Below are 15,057 nucleotides of genomic sequence, written 5' to 3' on the forward strand. Positions count from 1 at the left end.
TCTAGTTTTGTTTGATAGAATCAAGTTCCTTTAAATAGTGAATTCTATCCAAAAGATATAAAAAAGAAAGTGCTTGCTCAAAATTCTCATTTGCTTTGTTTCCTATTTTTTGCATTAAGATATTTTTTAATTCATCGTACTTAATAATACCACTCAGCTGTATTTCTTTCAACATAATAGCAGAAAGATATACAACTGAATATTTTATATCTGTATGTTTGTCTGGTTTAAGCATCTTTTTTACCTATATCACAAGTGCAATACATATAGTGCAAAAATAGACGAATTAATCTTTTCTTTCCTGCTAATTCAGAATTATTAGTAATTACATAATCATATAATTCTTCCAACAGATGTTCAAAAGCATTATATGCACTTCTATTGATTACAATTTTGGCATTTAAATCATCTATTGTATCATCATAAATTTCTTTTAAAGATTTATTGATTGGATCTTTCAAAAAATCTCGAATAAAATCAAAATATGTGTAATTCTTTTTAATTATTTCATCAAAATAATCTTGACTTAAAGCATTAATCTCATTTTTACGTTCTATTGCCACATAAGTAAAATCTTCTTCACTTTTTCCTGCTATACTAGTATCGGGAATGGTTTTGTGAAATTCAATAATGACGTTTTTTAAGTCCTGCTCATCAAACTGTAATGGCGTTAACAAACTCTGTAATTTTGCTTCTTTAACTATATCAGGATAGGCTTGTAACCACTGTTGTATTTTCTCTTCTGCAATAACAATATTTGTAATGCCTGTATTTTCATCAATTAAATTTTCAATTTTCTCATCTTGCTTACCTGTTAATTTGCGATTTGTAAAAAGCATATAATACTCTACCTTTTTTACACCTTTCAAACGCTCAATTGCAGGAACTACATCATTCTTAAGAATCTTTTGAAAATCACTATCAGAACAACTTGTATTCTCCTTTGTTGTATGTTTTGCCTGAATAACTATTTTTCCATCCCAAGGTTCTGTTGTGCTTGGAAAACAATTTGCTTTTCCGTGAAATCTACCATCTCTTCCCCCGTCCGTACCTTTCGTAAAAGGAATAACAGCCTCTCCGAGAATTTTTTTACAAATCAATGTAGCTAAATTTTCAAATTCGGTATCATTTAAATAATGTAAGGGATATTTTCTCATAAAGTTTCAAATATAATTAAAGAAATCAATGATAATAAGATGATTTAATAAGTATGAGTCTATCAAATGACAATAGTTCTTATCTAAATAGATCTCAAATTTTGGTTTTATTATGATTAATCAGTTTTGATGTTCTCATTAATATTTACTACTCACGGTTATACTTTTTTTTATTTTCTTTCTTCAGGTAACCCCGTAAAAGCATTGTCATCATAAATAACAGCCTCTGTTAAATACTCTAAACTCTTTATTTTAACTAATGATGAGTTTTTCGAAGTATATTTAAATTTAGAAGAATCAAAAATAAGTGCATTATAACCTTCATAAACAGAACTTTTAAATAAAATTCCATCATACTCTAAATCTCTAATAATATCAGAAATAAATTGAGTTATCAAATATTGTTCATTCATCTCTGGGAGAATAGGAGAACATAATTCATCTGAAATGTCTTTGAGAAAAAGATATTTTTTTAAACTTTCTTTATCATCAAAATGATCATACAAATTTATAAATCTTAAATCTGCCATTTTAAGATCGTCCAAGTTTTCAAAGCAACCTATAGAAACATAATGCCCTGGTTGTGGTCTAACCTCTCCTAAAGCCACTCCTTCACTAGAAGCCAGGTATAAGTAAGAAACTCCTTGCCTGTTCAACCTACCCGAAGTTGATTTAAAAATTGGGGGAGACGAGATTGAATCTTTTTCGAAAGCTTTTTTTATTTTAACTGAAAATTCTTCTTCTATTTTTTCTTCTTTGTATCCTATTCTAGCTCTGTACAATAGAGTGCCGGAGAGCAAGGTGTATTTATTATCTTCAAAAGCTTGTTTGAATATTAAAGAAGCTTCATTTATTAAAAGGTAATGATTCTTTTTTTGTAATTCTGGTTTATATTTATGCCAATATTTTGAACCATTTTCTTTTAAAGAATAAGAAAACAAACCCCTTCCAGTATCGTCATACCCATAATATAAGTCATCAAAAGGATATTCATTTAAATCAAATAGTGTATCTATAAATTGATCTATTTCTTCTTCTCTAGATATTTTATCTGCAAATTCATGATTGATTATACTGTTCTGCATATAAAATGGAAGTGGAAAATCCTCTCCACCCCATCGTGAATTATATATATACTCTGGAAAATGATATCTAATTAAAAATCTGCAAAATCTATTAAATTTTTCGTTAATTGTTACATCTATATTATAATTATTAGATAAACAAATTGTGCATGGAAATGAATTTTTATTAGAGTTGATTAAAACATAATTTTTTAATGACTCATCTTTACAACAATTACTACATAAAAAAAAATTTTCATCCATAGTTCGAAATATACATTTTAGAGATTAATATATGCATTACAAATATAGTTACATTCAATTTTCTCCTATTATGGATTACCGTAAAAAATGAAAATAAATTCTACTTGCATTTATAATGGATCAGTATAAAAAGTTGGGGAGAAAAATTAATAAATGTAATTTTACCAGATGTCATCTGAGAAAGAATTATTAAAATTACTGTTACCGGAATATCTGGTTGAATACTTTGATATTACCCATTTTGAAGAAAAAGAAGGATTGCTTCATCTTTATTTTGAGGAAAAAAATACTGTTCCCAAAGAGCTTTCCTCTTTGCATCTACAATCCAAAGGCTTTCATGAAGAAATCACGGTTAATGACTTTCCTCTCCGTGGAAAACCTGTAAAACTTCACATCAGACGAAGAAGATGGACCGATATAAAATCTGGTAAGATCCTGCAGAGAGACTGGAATCTCATTGCCGTTGGAACCCGCATGACAAAGGACTTTGCGGAGTTCTTAAAAAAAATCAGCCGATACTAAAGCCCTTCCCTTAGAAACCATCGGTGAGATGTATGGGGTACAGGGAAAGACATTCCGCAGGCAATACAAAAAATCATTAAGCGGGTTCAAAGACTGGCTCCAAAAGCCCCATGCGGAAGATTGGATTCTTTATCCGGAAAATTGCTCCTCTTCTCTGTCTCTGGATGAAGTTGCTCTTTCCCAGGGAGAATTATACACGGTTCTTACTTCCAAAAAAGCAAAAGGCAGGAAAGGCAGTATTGTTGCCATTATCAAAGGTACACAGAGTGAAGAGGTCATTGAGCAGCTTCTGAAAATAAACAGGAAGCTTCGCAAAAATGTAAAGGAAATTACCCTTGATATGGCCGGGTCTATGAAGCTTATTGCCAAACGCTGTTTCCCTGATGCTATTAAGGTCATAGACCGGTTCCATGTTCAGAAGCTCGCCACTGAAGCCCTTCAGGAATTAAGGATCAACTACCGTTGGGAAGCTATAGAATGGGAAAATAGCCTGCTCGATGAAGCAAAGAAAAACAGGGAGCCTATTGAGATAGAAACGTTTGAAAACGGTGATACCCGCAAACAGCTTCTGGCAAGAAGCAGGTATTTACTCTACAAAAGCAGGGAAAAGTGGACGCCTTCTCAAATGCAGAGAGCTGAAATTTTATTTACAGAATATCCTGATTTAAAGAAGGCATATGGGTTATCGGATGGATTAAGAAAGATTTACAATCAGAATATTCCCAAATCTATTGCCATGACAAAGTTAGCGCATTGGTTCAGGGATGTTGAAACATCAGGTTTTAAATCATTCTCAGTTTTAAGAAAAACAATAATGAATCATTACAGCGGCATCTTAAACTTTTTCGACAGAAGAAGTACCAACGCTTCGGCAGAATCTTTTAATGCTAAAATTAAAAACTTCAGATTACAGCTTCGGGGAGTAAAAGACAAAGCATTTTTCCTGTTCAGACTCTCTCAACTTTTTGCATAGTCCCCAACTTTTGTTCATGATCCCAAAAACACTCTACGTAAAAAATTAACAAATAAGGACACCGAATAAACAAAAAAAGCTGATAATCTAAAATTATCAGCTTTTTAAAGTACCCCGGGCGGGACTTGAACCCGCACGCCAAAAGAGGCACAGGATTTTAAGTCCTGCGTGTCTACCAGTTCCACCACCAGGGCATGGCGTGGAGCGAAAAACGGGATTCGAACCCGCGACCCCAACCTTGGCAAGGTTGTGCTCTACCAGCTGAGCTATTTTCGCATACTGTGCGGATGAAGGGACTCGAACCCCCACGCCTCTCGGCACCAGATCCTAAGTCTGGCGTGGCTACCAATTACACCACATCCGCGTTGTTTATTCTGAAAACTTATTTTCTAAAGAACTTGTTTCGTTTTCCGTTTTCAGTGGTGCAAAGATAGGATAAATTCTTTTAGTTCCAAACTTTTTAGAAAAAAAAATTAATTTTTTTACATTTTTTTTCTCCCGTAGTCTTTATTACGATTGATTTTCTTACTTTTACATCGTTAATTATTATGATATGGAATTACAAGGAACGGTAAAGAAAATATTTGATGCTCAGACTTTTGCGAGCGGTTTCCAGAAAAGAGAAATGGTGATTTTGACGCAGGAACAGTATCCTCAGCCGATAAACATTGAATTTTTGTCTGATAAGATCGGATTATTGGATAATCTGAAGGAAGGGGAAAATGTAAAGGTCGGAATCAACATCAGAGGAAGAGAATGGGTTTCTCCTCAGGGCGAAACAAAATACTTCAACTCCATTACAGGGTGGAGGGTAGAAAAGGTATTCGATAACGGTTCAGAGCCTACGCAGGCTGCACCGTCACAATCTTCATCTCCTGTATCCAACGAAAATCCGTTTGCCGGAGACGATGACGATGATTTACCTTTCTAATGAGAAGAAAATACTTGAAATATAATCCTGCTTTCTTAAGTGGGATTTTTTTTCCTTAAAAAATGGTTCGATTAGAAGAAAGCGAGATTTCGTTCCCGGATCCGGAAATTTACGATGGCCACGACGGACTGATCGCTTTCGGTGGCGATCTTTCTATAGAAAGAATCTGGTTTGCTTATCAACTGGGAATTTTCCCCTGGTATAACCCGGGGAGGAGATTCTTTGGTGGTGCCCGGATCCGCGTTTTGTGCTGTATCCAGCCGAATTGAAGATTTCAAAATCCATGAAAAAAATACTTCAGCGTGGTATTTTCACCTTTTCTGAGAATAAAAACTTCAGGGAAGTTATCAGAAACTGTCAGCAGGCAAACAGAAAGGGCCAAACAGGAACGTGGTTATCGGATGAACTCATGGAAACTTTCATTCAGCTCCACGAATATGGGCTGGCCAGAAGTATTGAAGTCTGGCAAAACGATGAGCTGGTGGGTGGATTTTATGGTCTTCAGATCGGTCACGTTTTCTGTGGGGAAAGTATGTTTGCAAAAGTGAGCAATGCTTCAAAAGCAGGATTTATTTACTTTGTTGAAAATAACAAAGACACCATAGAATTAATTGACTGCCAGTCTCATACGGAGCATTTGGAAAGCCTGGGCGCAAAAATGATTCCTAAAATAGAATTTCTAAAAATTTTACATAAAAATAATGAACGCAGATAGAGAAAAATGGATTCTTCTGGTCGTCCTGAGTCTCATCTGGGGATCGTCTTTTATCCTGATAAAAAAATCACTGGAACATTTCAGCCCCTATCAGGTTGGCGCATTAAGGGTCTTGATCGCCGGAATAATTTTAATGCCTATTGCCATTTCAAAATATAAACTGTTTCCTAAAAAACATCTAAAATGGCTTTTGCTGGCTGCGTTTACGGGAAATTTTATTCCGATGTTTCTGTTTCCGATTGCCGAAACGGAAGTCAGCAGCAGCATTGCAGGAATCATCAATTCCATGATGCCCATTTTTGTAATTATTGTCGGTGCCCTGATCTGGAAGTTTGAAACAACAAAGCGACAGATGACAGGGACCTTAATAAGCTTTGCAGGCGTATGCTTACTCGCCTTCGGCGGTGACGGGGAAGGCGGAAAATTTAAACTGATTCCCATTTTATTATTACTACTGGCTACTTTATGTTATGCGTTGAGCACAACGACCGTAAAATCTAAATTAATGGATGTTTCCTCAACAGTCTTATCGGCTTTTGTTTTTTCTTTCGTATTATTTTTCCCCTCATTAGTTGCTTTATGCTTTACAGGATTCTTCTCCACCTTTAGTTTTAGTGAAAATAATTTGACAGGCCTGATGTTTGTAGGTCTGCTTTCTGTATTCGGGACCGGACTGGCTATGATGATGAATTACCGGCTGTTAAAAGTTTCCACTCCCCTATTTGCATCTACTGTTACCCTTCTGATGCCGATTGTCGCTATCATCTGGGGTCTTCTGGACGGTGAAAAACTTAGCGTTTTACAATTTATCGGAGCAGGTATTATCATTGCCGGACTGATATTTTTAAGAGCCCGGCCGGCTGCTATAAAAAAATAATCCTGCATTGCGGCAGGATTTTATCTTTTTTTTACCATCTGAATGAGTGATAAATGACTAATTTTTCTTTTTCACTTTTGCCTTGACCTTTTTCACCTCATCTTTGATGTAGGGATATTTTTTCTGCATATCTGTAGCCAGAGAAGGGTCTAATTCTAAAGCTTTCTGAAGGGATTCGGCCCCTTTTTCCTGATCTTTTAAATTAAAATAACAATTGCTGAGCTGGTAGTACAATTCTGCCCGGTCATGTTCTTTTAAGGCACTGTATAAAATAGTAACCGCCTCTTCATATTCACCCAGCAACATCAACACTTCCGAAAAAGCATACCAGTTATAAAATCTCGACGGCTCTGCATCCACTAATTTCTTAAGACAGGAAAGACTTTCTTCAAATTTTCCGGAGTCGATAAATAAAAACGCAAGTCTTTTCTGATAATCGAGGTTATTTTCGTTTAAATGGGTAGCTTCTTTTGCAAAGTGCAATGCTTCAGACATGCCGCCCATCTCTTCATAAAGATAAGACTGTTCCATCATCGACAGATAAAACTGAGGATCTTCCCTTAGCGATTTCTGGAAAGCATTTAAAGCAACGATCGGCTGTTTTAAGGCTTTATAACAAAGTCCTATTTTATAGAATGTAAAAGCTTTCGTATATTCAAGCTCCAACATTTCTTCATAAACTTCAATGGCTTTCTGGTACTGTCCTAATGCTTCATAGCAGGCAGCTTTATTAGCATATACTCCCACAGAGCTTGAGTTAATGGCCAAAAGATAATCATACCCTTTTATGGCCTCCTCATAGTTTTTTCTGTTGAAATAAAACTGTCCGTATTCAAACCAAGCGACTTCCGAATAGGCAAAGTCATCCAGGTATTCGTTAAGAAACGCAATGGCCTCATCGCTCTTATTAAGATCAGCAAAGCAGATCATACTGTTTTCCAGCGAATACTCATCGGTGGGGTCTTCTTTCAGTGCTTTCCTGTAATGTTTAAGAGCGTTAAAAGGATCTCCTAAATTAACATATTCATCGGCAATGAAATTGTGAAGGAAGTTTTCTTCTTCTTTCAGTTCCAGTGCTTTTTTACAAATTTCTATGGATCTTTTAGGATTTCCTAAATTCGAATAATACTTCGCATAGCATACCAGGAAGTCGGTATTCTCCATTGAGGAACCCTTTAACTCACTGATAAGTTCTTTTGCCGTATTATAATCTTCCCACTCCAGAAGAATTTCAAGTTTTTTTATCTTGATATCCAGAGAATTGGGATGAAGCTTCAGACCGTAATTTACTGCTGTATCAGCATAATTAAAATCTCCAAGCTCCAGATAATAAACAATGATATCTTCCAACTCTTCTGTATCAAAGTAGAATTCATCATTGTTTTCCATCATTTCCTCGAACTTTTTTACAAGTTCATTTCCAAAATATTCTTCCAATACTTTTTTCCCTCGTCAGCCAATGTTCGAATATGCTTACAAACCTCGACAAACTTATTAATTAATATTAATTCTGAAATTTATCATTCAAAACGTATGCAAAGTTGCGAAATTTTTTTGACATATATCTTTGTAAATTTCTATCTTAAAGATAGTGAAAAGAAGATAAGAATCAAATTATTCCGGAAAAATAAAGAGGAGTTATTGTTAAATTAACACAATTAATCGTCTTAGCCTGAAATATCTCTACTGTAAACCTTTCTGATATTTTTTACTTAAACTCTTTCTTTATCTATTTTTAATCTCCGTTAACAGCTGCCGCGAATGTTCCTGAATTCCCGGAAACGGATAACATGATCTGCTTCTCCATCGTTTATTTGAGTGTTTCTTTGAAAAAAAATGTGTTTTTAAGTAGATGTACCTACTGTAAAAGAACGGGACCTAAAGTCCCGTCCCGTTATATTTATTAAATCAAACTTTTGATTTTTGCGATAATATCGTCTCCTAATCTGTCTGCCTCTTCCTGAGATCGGGCTTCAGTATAAATTCTGATGATCGGCTCCGTATTCGATTTGCGAAGGTGGACCCAATTGTTTTCAAAATCTATTTTCACGCCGTCTACCGTAGAAACCTCTTCATTCTGATATTCTTTTTCCATCTGAGATAAAATATCATCTACATTGATCTCGGGAGTCAGTTCTATTTTCTTTTTACCCATAAAATAACTCGGATACCCTGCTCTCAATTCAGCAACGGTTTTATTTTCTTTCGCCAGATGAGTCAGAAACAAGGCAACGCCAACCAGAGAATCTCTTCCATAATGCAAATCGGGATAAATAATTCCTCCGTTTCCTTCTCCTCCGATTACCGCATTTTTTTCCTTCATTAAAGTAACCACATTTACTTCCCCAACAGCACTCGCAAAATATTCTGAATGGTGGGTATGGGCAACATCTCTTAGGGCACGGCTTGAAGAAAGATTTGAAACAGCCGCTCCATTTTTATTTTTCAGTAAATAGTCTGCCACCGCAACTAAGGTATATTCTTCCCCAAACATTTCGCCGTTTTCATCAATTAACGCCAGCCTGTCGACATCAGGATCTACCACAACTCCCAAATCAGCATTTTCTTTCTTCACCAATTCGCAGATATCTCCCAAATGTTCTTTCAATGGTTCCGGATTATGCGGAAACTGACCTGTGGGTTCGCAATATAATTTTATGGTTTCACAACCTAATTTATCCAACAACATTGGAATGGCAATCCCTCCTGTGGAATTTACAGCATCTAAGACAACTTTGAAATTTTTCGCTCTGATCGCTTCAGCATCCACCATTGGCAAATCAAGAATCTGCTGGATATGAATATCAAAAGCATCGTCACGGGTTTCATATTGACCTAAATTATCCACTTCTGCATAATTAAAATCCTCACTTTCAGCCAGCGCTAAAACCTCCGCCCCGTTTTCTCCGGTGATAAATTCTCCTTTTTCATTCAGTAATTTCAGTGCATTCCACTGCTTGGGGTTATGTGAAGCGGTAAGGATAATTCCTCCGTCAGCCTTCAGTTCCGGCACCATGATCTCAACAGTAGGTGTTGTAGAAAGTCCCAGGTCTATAACATTGATCCCCAGACCCTGTAATGTTGCTGTTACCAGAGAAGAAACCATCTGTCCGGAAATTCTGGCGTCTCTTCCGATCACTAAGGTTAAATCCTTTTTATTTTTATTATTCTGAAGCCACGCTCCGAACGCCGAAGCGAATTTTACAACATCAAGAGGTGTCAGATTATCATTCACTTTCCCCCCTATGGTTCCTCTTATCCCTGAAATAGATTTAATTAACGACATTATGTTTTTATATATATTTAATTGGTTTATGCCTCATTTCCGCAGCAAAGATACTTAAAAAGACTTTACCTATAAGATGGGGATCTTTTTCTGAAGCTTATCGTAGTTGCTTTTTACCACCTTTGGAGGAGCAAAGCGGTATCCTACATAAACCAGCCCGAAATAATTGCTGTTTTCCACCGTATAATTTTTTTTCTGACTGTAAGCATTGGCATTAAAGATCATCTTTCCTCCAAACAGGAACCGGTCTGTATTATACCCGATGTGAAGCCCACTGCCAAACCTTACGGTCAGATATTGGGTGTTTTCTCTCATCCCTTTCGTTCCGTCTTCCAAAGTATCTCTGAAGCTCGAAAATTTCGCTCCGAGCCCAGCTGCTATATAGGGAGCAATATTCACTTTACCGGCAATCACCCAATTGTAGAAATAGCCCATATTCGCTCCGATATTAATCTGGGTTTCTTTGCTTTTCTGTCCTGCTATGGTATCGCTGAAAATGGTATAATCGTAATCTAAAAAAGGAGTCCAGCTTCCCCTGCTTTTTGTCTGCCATTCACCCTGGGTATAGATGCTTTTCACGGAAAAATCTTTATTGAGCGCATAGGCGGTAGATCCTCCGAAAGTCTGTACCCTAAGATCCGGAAACTGAATATAGGCATCCTTATTTTTTTGCCATCCGGGCAGGATGTCCTGCATATTTTCAACATAAAATCCTTTTACATTCTTATAATACAGGGTTTGAGTAAGTCTTTTGGGAAAGAACCTGACCGTAAAATCGGTGTAAGCACTATTTCCTTTCAGAGGATTGTATTTATTTGAAGAAATAAATTTAGGCGCAAAAGACAGGGTTGCACTAATGATTCTGTAATCTACGGAAACAGAGGTTTTTATTTTGTTGTTGATGGAAAGTACGGTCTCCTTCTGATTTCCTTCTGTATAAAATGTATAGCTTTCTATATTCGTGTCTGCAGTAGCACGGATCATCACGCGATCTTCATACGATATGATTTTGGCAGAATCTTCCTGCGCTCTTCCGTGAACAGCGTATAGAAAAGGTATTACAAAAAATATTTTTCGGTGTTTCAATCCAAAATGGGTTTCGTTTTCAGAAAATGAAAATACCACATTTTTTAATACTCCTTATCGGTTTATTATGAACAACCGCAATCTTTATCACAATTTGTTCTTTTTGAACTGAATTTTTTCGGCGCAAAATTCTTTCTCAATATTCTGAATAAAGAATAGCATGCGAATCCAACGATCAGTAGAACAATGATATACTGTAAAATTAATGAAGATTCCATTACTTTAATATTTGGTAAGCAAACATCGACACAAAATAGGCCAAACCTGTCATCATCACAACCTGAAAAGCGGTCCATTTCCAGCTTTTGGTTTCTCTGTAAACTACTGCAAGTGTAGAGATACACTGCATTGCAAATGCGTAAAATAAAAGCACCGACACTCCTGTTGCAAAATTGAAGACCTTTTCTCCATTTGGCTTCACATCATGCCGCATTTTATCAATGACTTTCATTTCGGGAGCATCATCATCTAAACTGTATAAAGTAGACATGGTTCCTACAAAAACCTCTCTTGCCACGAAGCTTGTCAGGATTCCTACTCCCATTTTCCAGTCGTAGCCCAAAGGAGCAATTACCGGCTCTATCCCCTTTCCGATTTTGGCCAGATAAGAATGATCGAGCTCTACATTTGTTGCCACCCACTGATCCGGTTTTTGCTTCGGACCAAAATAGCTCAGAAACCAGATGATGATACTGACTATGAAAATAATTTTTCCGGCGCCGGTAATGAAATCCCAGACCTTTCCGAGCACCATTTTCAGATCATATCCGAACAGTGGCTTTTTATATGTCGGCAGATCCATCACAAGATAAGTCTTGCCTTTGCTTTTGATAAATTTATTAAGAATGGCTGCAGAAAGTAAAGCTACGAAAAAACCTAATAAATACATTCCCATCAGAACCAAAGCTTTATACTGTACTCCTAAAAAAGTCTTATCTGAAATGATAAGGCCGATAATGATACTGTAAACGGGAAGTCTGGCAGAACACGTCATAAATGGCGTCACCAGGATTGTCAACAGTCTTTCTTTTAAATTTTCAATGTTTCTTGTGGAAATCACGGCCGGAATCGCGCAGGCTGTTCCGGAAACCAGCGGAACAATACTTTTTCCATTGAGTCCGAACGGCCGTAAAATACGGTCCATCAGGAAAACTACGCGTGCCATATATCCTGAATCTTCCAGTAAATAAAGGAAATATAACAGAATTCCGATCTGAGGTGCAAAAATGATAATACCACCCAACCCGGGAATAATTCCATCTGAAATCAATGAATTTAAAGGTCCTTCCGGCAGATGCTCTCCGGTAAAAGCAGAAAGCCATGCGAAGGCATCATCGATCCAGTTCATCGGATATTCTGCCAAGAAGAATACGCTTTGGAAAATGAGGAGTAAAATCATCATAAAAACGGCATATCCCCAAAACTTATGAACCAGAACCTTATCCAGTTTCTCGGTTAACAGCTCTTTGAACTGTGGTTTTTTGGTGATGACATCAGACAGAATTTTATCAACGTTCTGATATCTCCTCACGGTCTCCTGAACCTGTAATCTTTTTGGAACCAGGCTTTTAGAATCTGGTTCATTTACTTGTCGCGCCAGCGCTCCGGTTCTCACTGAATCTGTTCCGAGCGAAAGGCTCATCCAGGCTTTATATTCATTATCGAGACCTTTGTGTGCCGCTATTTTCCGTATAAAATCTTTATGCTCATCCGGTGTTTGGAATGAAGCTTTGTCGGTTTTTACAAAATTATTTGCTAAAACAGCTTCTTTAATTTCATCAATACCCATCTGCTCTTTCGCATTGGTCTTGATGATTTTTATTCCCAGAGATTCTGAAAATTTCTGAAAGTCAATGGTAATTCCTCTTCTTTCTGCCTGATCGATCTGGTTGATGACCAGAATCATCGGAATTCCCAAATCCTGGATCTGCTGAAATAGAAGCAGACCTCTTTTTAAACTTAATGCTTCAAGGATATAGATAACGCCTGCATAATCCTTCTGGTGATCTAAAAGAAATTTGGAAAAAATGGCTTCGTCCTCGGAGCTTGGATACAGACTGTAAGAACCCGGCAGGTCAACGACCTCAACCTCCTCATTCCTGTACCTGTAATGTCCCGAATGGCTTGCTACGGTTACTCCTGCATAATTCCCGGTTTTCTGTTTTTTGTTGCAGAGCGCATTAAAAACCGTTGACTTTCCTACATTAGGATTTCCAACTAAAAGTACCTGCTTTTTCTTATTTTCCTGCATCAAATCAATTCTTCAACAATAATAAAATCTCCTTCCTCTTCCCGAAGGGCAATACGGCTTTTTTCTTCTCCAAATTCTACATACATAGGTCCGTTGAACGGAGCCTGGTACAAAATTCGGAACGATGTCTCCGGCAGAAGACCCATTTCAATGATCTTATTGGGCATCTTCAGATGTTCGTTATCATACCCCGATATTTTTCCCAGTTTATTTTTGGGAAAAGCACTCAACTTATGTAAATTCTTCTCTTTCAAAGCCTGATTTTTGTGTACGCAAATATACGCTATTTAAATTTAATCTAAATAACGATTTACATAAACAAAAAACCGGATATAAATACCCGGTTTTTGAAATTGTTCTGTCTATTTGTTTTTACGGCTGTACCGAATCAGATATTGATTTCAGACAGGCCAGCAAAGCGTCCAAATTGGTAGGCGGAGGAACCACTACAGCAACGACACAAGGATCAACTGCAATTCTTGAGGTAACCTCAATTTTTTTCGCTTCTTTACCATCGTTTTGAAGTGTCTTTTTAGCAACTAAAACTTGATCCTCTTTTTTTAAATCTGATGTTGGATTTGTATCTGCCGTTTTTGCAGAGGTAACCATGGAGATCATGAATAATGATCCGAAAATGAGTTTTTTCATGTCGAAATAATTTTTTAAAATGTTTTTTTTAAAAATAAACTAAATTAATCCAGCAGCCAAATATTTTAGTATATTTTTCATCAAATACACCTGTATTTGCGGCTATTTGCAATATCACTATACTATGCTAATTAAAAAAAATCACCCCAAACATAACATTTATGCTCGGGGTGACTTCAATATAATTTAGTTGATAAGAATGCTATTTTTTCTTTTTATCCTGAACCTGATTTTTTTCAATCGGATTATCGTTGGCGTTAAAAAAATCTTTTGCTATTTTTTCCTGTTTTTTGGCAAAATCCCCAATCGTAATATCCGAGCCCGGCATTTTCATAGTCATCATTTCAGGGCTTATTTTCTGACGGAATTCAGCCATCGGATCCTGCTTATATCCGGTGTAAGCTTTATCAAACTTTTCTTTAGTCGTAGGGGTCACGGTAGTAGGAATCCCATATTTAGCATTGATCTTGTCAGAATAGGTCAATTCTTCATAATTTTCGATTTTTTTATTTCCGCTCAGTTTCCATGAATAATTTTTCTCAGTGTCCTCAATTTTTACAATTAAGCCCGGCAGCCCGTAGAATTTATAAGGTCCATCCTGAAAAGGAACTTCTGTCGTAAACCAGGCAGTCCATTTTCTTCCGCCGAATTCCGTAGTTGCCTTCTGAGTATTATACGCTCCTATTTTTTCTTTTTCCGGTAAAATATTCCAGTTTAAGGTAACCTGATCATCAAAACCAAATAAATTCATACTGATTCTGTCGACATACTGCTGTTTCATATCCGGATATGTTTTCACAATTTTATATGAAAACTTCGGCATTTTTACCAGCTTGCTCATATCCTTGAAAGTCTTGGTTTTTTCCATTTCTTCTACAGCAGATTTAATAATGGAATCCTGTGCAGGAACGGTATAATCCTGATAGATGGATTTTTTTCCTGTAATGTCCAGTATGGCGATTACTTTATCGAGCTTTGCAGAGTCTTTCTTTGGTTTAAAGGTCAGTTCATAGAAAAAGCGGTTTGCCGTTTCTTTAGATTCCTGTGCATGAGCAAAAACCAGAACCATGATAAAGAATAAAGAGAATAGTTTTTTCATTTTAATAGAATGTTTATGGTTATTAGTTTATAGTTTACAGATTTTGTTACATAATTTTTTGTTTTTTTATTCAATACAGTAAAACTATATGAAATTTTCAGCTTCAGAACCCGGATGATTCTTTTACAATTTTCCGGATCCTTGATTTATCCTACGGACGAGACCGAAGCTGTACAGATATTCA

General features: G+C 36.5%; 14 protein-coding genes, 3 tRNA genes and 1 pseudogene. 5 read left to right on the plus strand and 13 right to left on the minus strand.

Annotation, left to right across the window (positions count from 1 at the left end; translation table 11 throughout):
• Nucleotide 1 precedes the first annotated feature (1 nt).
• From ODZ84_RS13860 to ODZ84_RS13870, 3 genes are all read right to left on the minus strand, one after another.
• Nucleotides 2–235: an ABC-three component system middle component 8 gene (locus ODZ84_RS13860; protein ID WP_056215280.1), complete on the minus strand. Its 234-nt coding sequence runs from the start codon at nt 233–235 to the stop codon at nt 2–4.
• Entirely contained in the window at nt 228–1,157 is a 930-nt protein-coding gene (locus ODZ84_RS13865) for an ABC-three component system protein (protein WP_266172960.1), read from the minus strand. The genes ODZ84_RS13860 and ODZ84_RS13865 overlap by 8 nt, the downstream gene beginning before the upstream one ends.
• Nucleotides 1,158–1,327: 170 nt before the next feature.
• Nucleotides 1,328–2,485 carry an RES family NAD+ phosphorylase gene (locus ODZ84_RS13870; RefSeq protein ID WP_266172961.1) on the minus strand — a complete coding sequence of 386 codons (1,158 nt, stop codon included), beginning with the start codon at nt 2,483–2,485 and terminating at the stop codon, nt 1,328–1,330.
• 168 nt (nt 2,486–2,653) lie between these two features.
• On the opposite strand from ODZ84_RS13870, the gene ODZ84_RS13875 reads away from it, so the two are divergent.
• Both ODZ84_RS13875 and ODZ84_RS13880 read left to right on the plus strand, forming a co-directional pair.
• On the plus strand, nt 2,654–3,007 hold the full coding sequence (locus ODZ84_RS13875; RefSeq protein ID WP_266172843.1) for an ISAon1 family transposase N-terminal region protein: 354 nt from the start codon (nt 2,654–2,656) through the stop codon (nt 3,005–3,007).
• Between the two features lie 28 nt (nt 3,008–3,035).
• Nucleotides 3,036–3,980 carry an ISAon1 family transposase gene (locus ODZ84_RS13880; protein WP_266172842.1) on the plus strand — a complete coding sequence of 315 codons (945 nt, stop codon included), beginning with the start codon at nt 3,036–3,038 and terminating at the stop codon, nt 3,978–3,980.
• Nucleotides 3,981–4,090: 110 nt separating this feature from the next.
• Here the strand turns inward: ODZ84_RS13880 and ODZ84_RS13885 are convergent.
• The 3 genes from ODZ84_RS13885 to ODZ84_RS13895 all read right to left on the minus strand — a co-directional run bounded on the left by ODZ84_RS13885 (nt 4,091) and on the right by ODZ84_RS13895 (nt 4,344).
• Nucleotides 4,091–4,174, minus strand: a tRNA-Leu gene (locus ODZ84_RS13885).
• A gap of 6 nt (nt 4,175–4,180) precedes the next feature.
• Nucleotides 4,181–4,256: transfer RNA gene (locus tag ODZ84_RS13890), tRNA-Gly, on the minus strand.
• A 6-nt stretch (nt 4,257–4,262) separates the two neighbouring features.
• Nucleotides 4,263–4,344: transfer RNA gene (locus tag ODZ84_RS13895), tRNA-Leu, on the minus strand.
• A 189-nt stretch (nt 4,345–4,533) separates the two neighbouring features.
• Here ODZ84_RS13895 and ODZ84_RS13900 point away from each other — a divergent pair.
• The 3 genes and pseudogenes from ODZ84_RS13900 (at nt 4,534) to ODZ84_RS13910 (ending at nt 6,503) form a co-directional block, all read left to right on the plus strand.
• Entirely contained in the window at nt 4,534–4,911 is a 378-nt protein-coding gene (locus ODZ84_RS13900; RefSeq protein WP_266172962.1) for a DUF3127 domain-containing protein, read from the plus strand.
• 62 nt (nt 4,912–4,973) lie between these two features.
• Nucleotides 4,974–5,626, plus strand: a pseudogene (aat, locus tag ODZ84_RS13905) (leucyl/phenylalanyl-tRNA--protein transferase).
• Nucleotides 5,613–6,503: a DMT family transporter gene (locus ODZ84_RS13910; protein ID WP_266172963.1), complete on the plus strand. Its 891-nt coding sequence runs from the start codon at nt 5,613–5,615 to the stop codon at nt 6,501–6,503. Before aat ends, ODZ84_RS13910 begins: the two are co-directional and overlap by 14 nt.
• 57 nt (nt 6,504–6,560) lie before the next feature.
• On the opposite strand, the gene ODZ84_RS13915 is transcribed toward ODZ84_RS13910, so the two are convergent.
• The 7 genes from ODZ84_RS13915 to ODZ84_RS13945 all read right to left on the minus strand — a co-directional run bounded on the left by ODZ84_RS13915 (nt 6,561) and on the right by ODZ84_RS13945 (nt 14,873).
• Nucleotides 6,561–7,940, minus strand: coding sequence for a tetratricopeptide repeat protein (locus ODZ84_RS13915; RefSeq protein WP_266172964.1), 1,380 nt, complete (start codon nt 7,938–7,940; stop codon nt 6,561–6,563).
• Between the two features lie 466 nt (nt 7,941–8,406).
• Complete coding sequence (gene glmM / locus ODZ84_RS13920; protein WP_266172965.1) at nt 8,407–9,789, minus strand: phosphoglucosamine mutase; 1,383 nt, start codon at nt 9,787–9,789, stop codon at nt 8,407–8,409.
• Nucleotides 9,790–9,858: 69 nt separating this feature from the next.
• Complete coding sequence (locus ODZ84_RS13925) at nt 9,859–10,914, minus strand: DUF4421 family protein (protein WP_266172966.1); 1,056 nt, start codon at nt 10,912–10,914, stop codon at nt 9,859–9,861.
• Between the two features lie 178 nt (nt 10,915–11,092).
• Complete coding sequence (gene feoB / locus ODZ84_RS13930) at nt 11,093–13,126, minus strand: ferrous iron transport protein B (protein ID WP_266172967.1); 2,034 nt, start codon at nt 13,124–13,126, stop codon at nt 11,093–11,095.
• On the minus strand, nt 13,126–13,380 hold the full coding sequence (locus tag ODZ84_RS13935; protein WP_266172968.1) for a FeoA family protein: 255 nt from the start codon (nt 13,378–13,380) through the stop codon (nt 13,126–13,128). Before ODZ84_RS13935 ends, feoB begins: the two co-directional genes overlap by 1 nt.
• 118 nt (nt 13,381–13,498) lie before the next feature.
• Nucleotides 13,499–13,774: a hypothetical protein gene (locus ODZ84_RS13940; RefSeq protein WP_266172969.1), complete on the minus strand. Its 276-nt coding sequence runs from the start codon at nt 13,772–13,774 to the stop codon at nt 13,499–13,501.
• A 202-nt stretch (nt 13,775–13,976) separates the two neighbouring features.
• Entirely contained in the window at nt 13,977–14,873 is an 897-nt protein-coding gene (locus ODZ84_RS13945; RefSeq protein ID WP_266172970.1) for a GLPGLI family protein, read from the minus strand.
• Nucleotides 14,874–15,057 lie beyond the last annotated feature (184 nt).

It is taken from the genome of Chryseobacterium fluminis (assembly GCF_026314945.1).
Lineage (GTDB): Bacteria > Bacteroidota > Bacteroidia > Flavobacteriales > Weeksellaceae > Chryseobacterium > Chryseobacterium fluminis.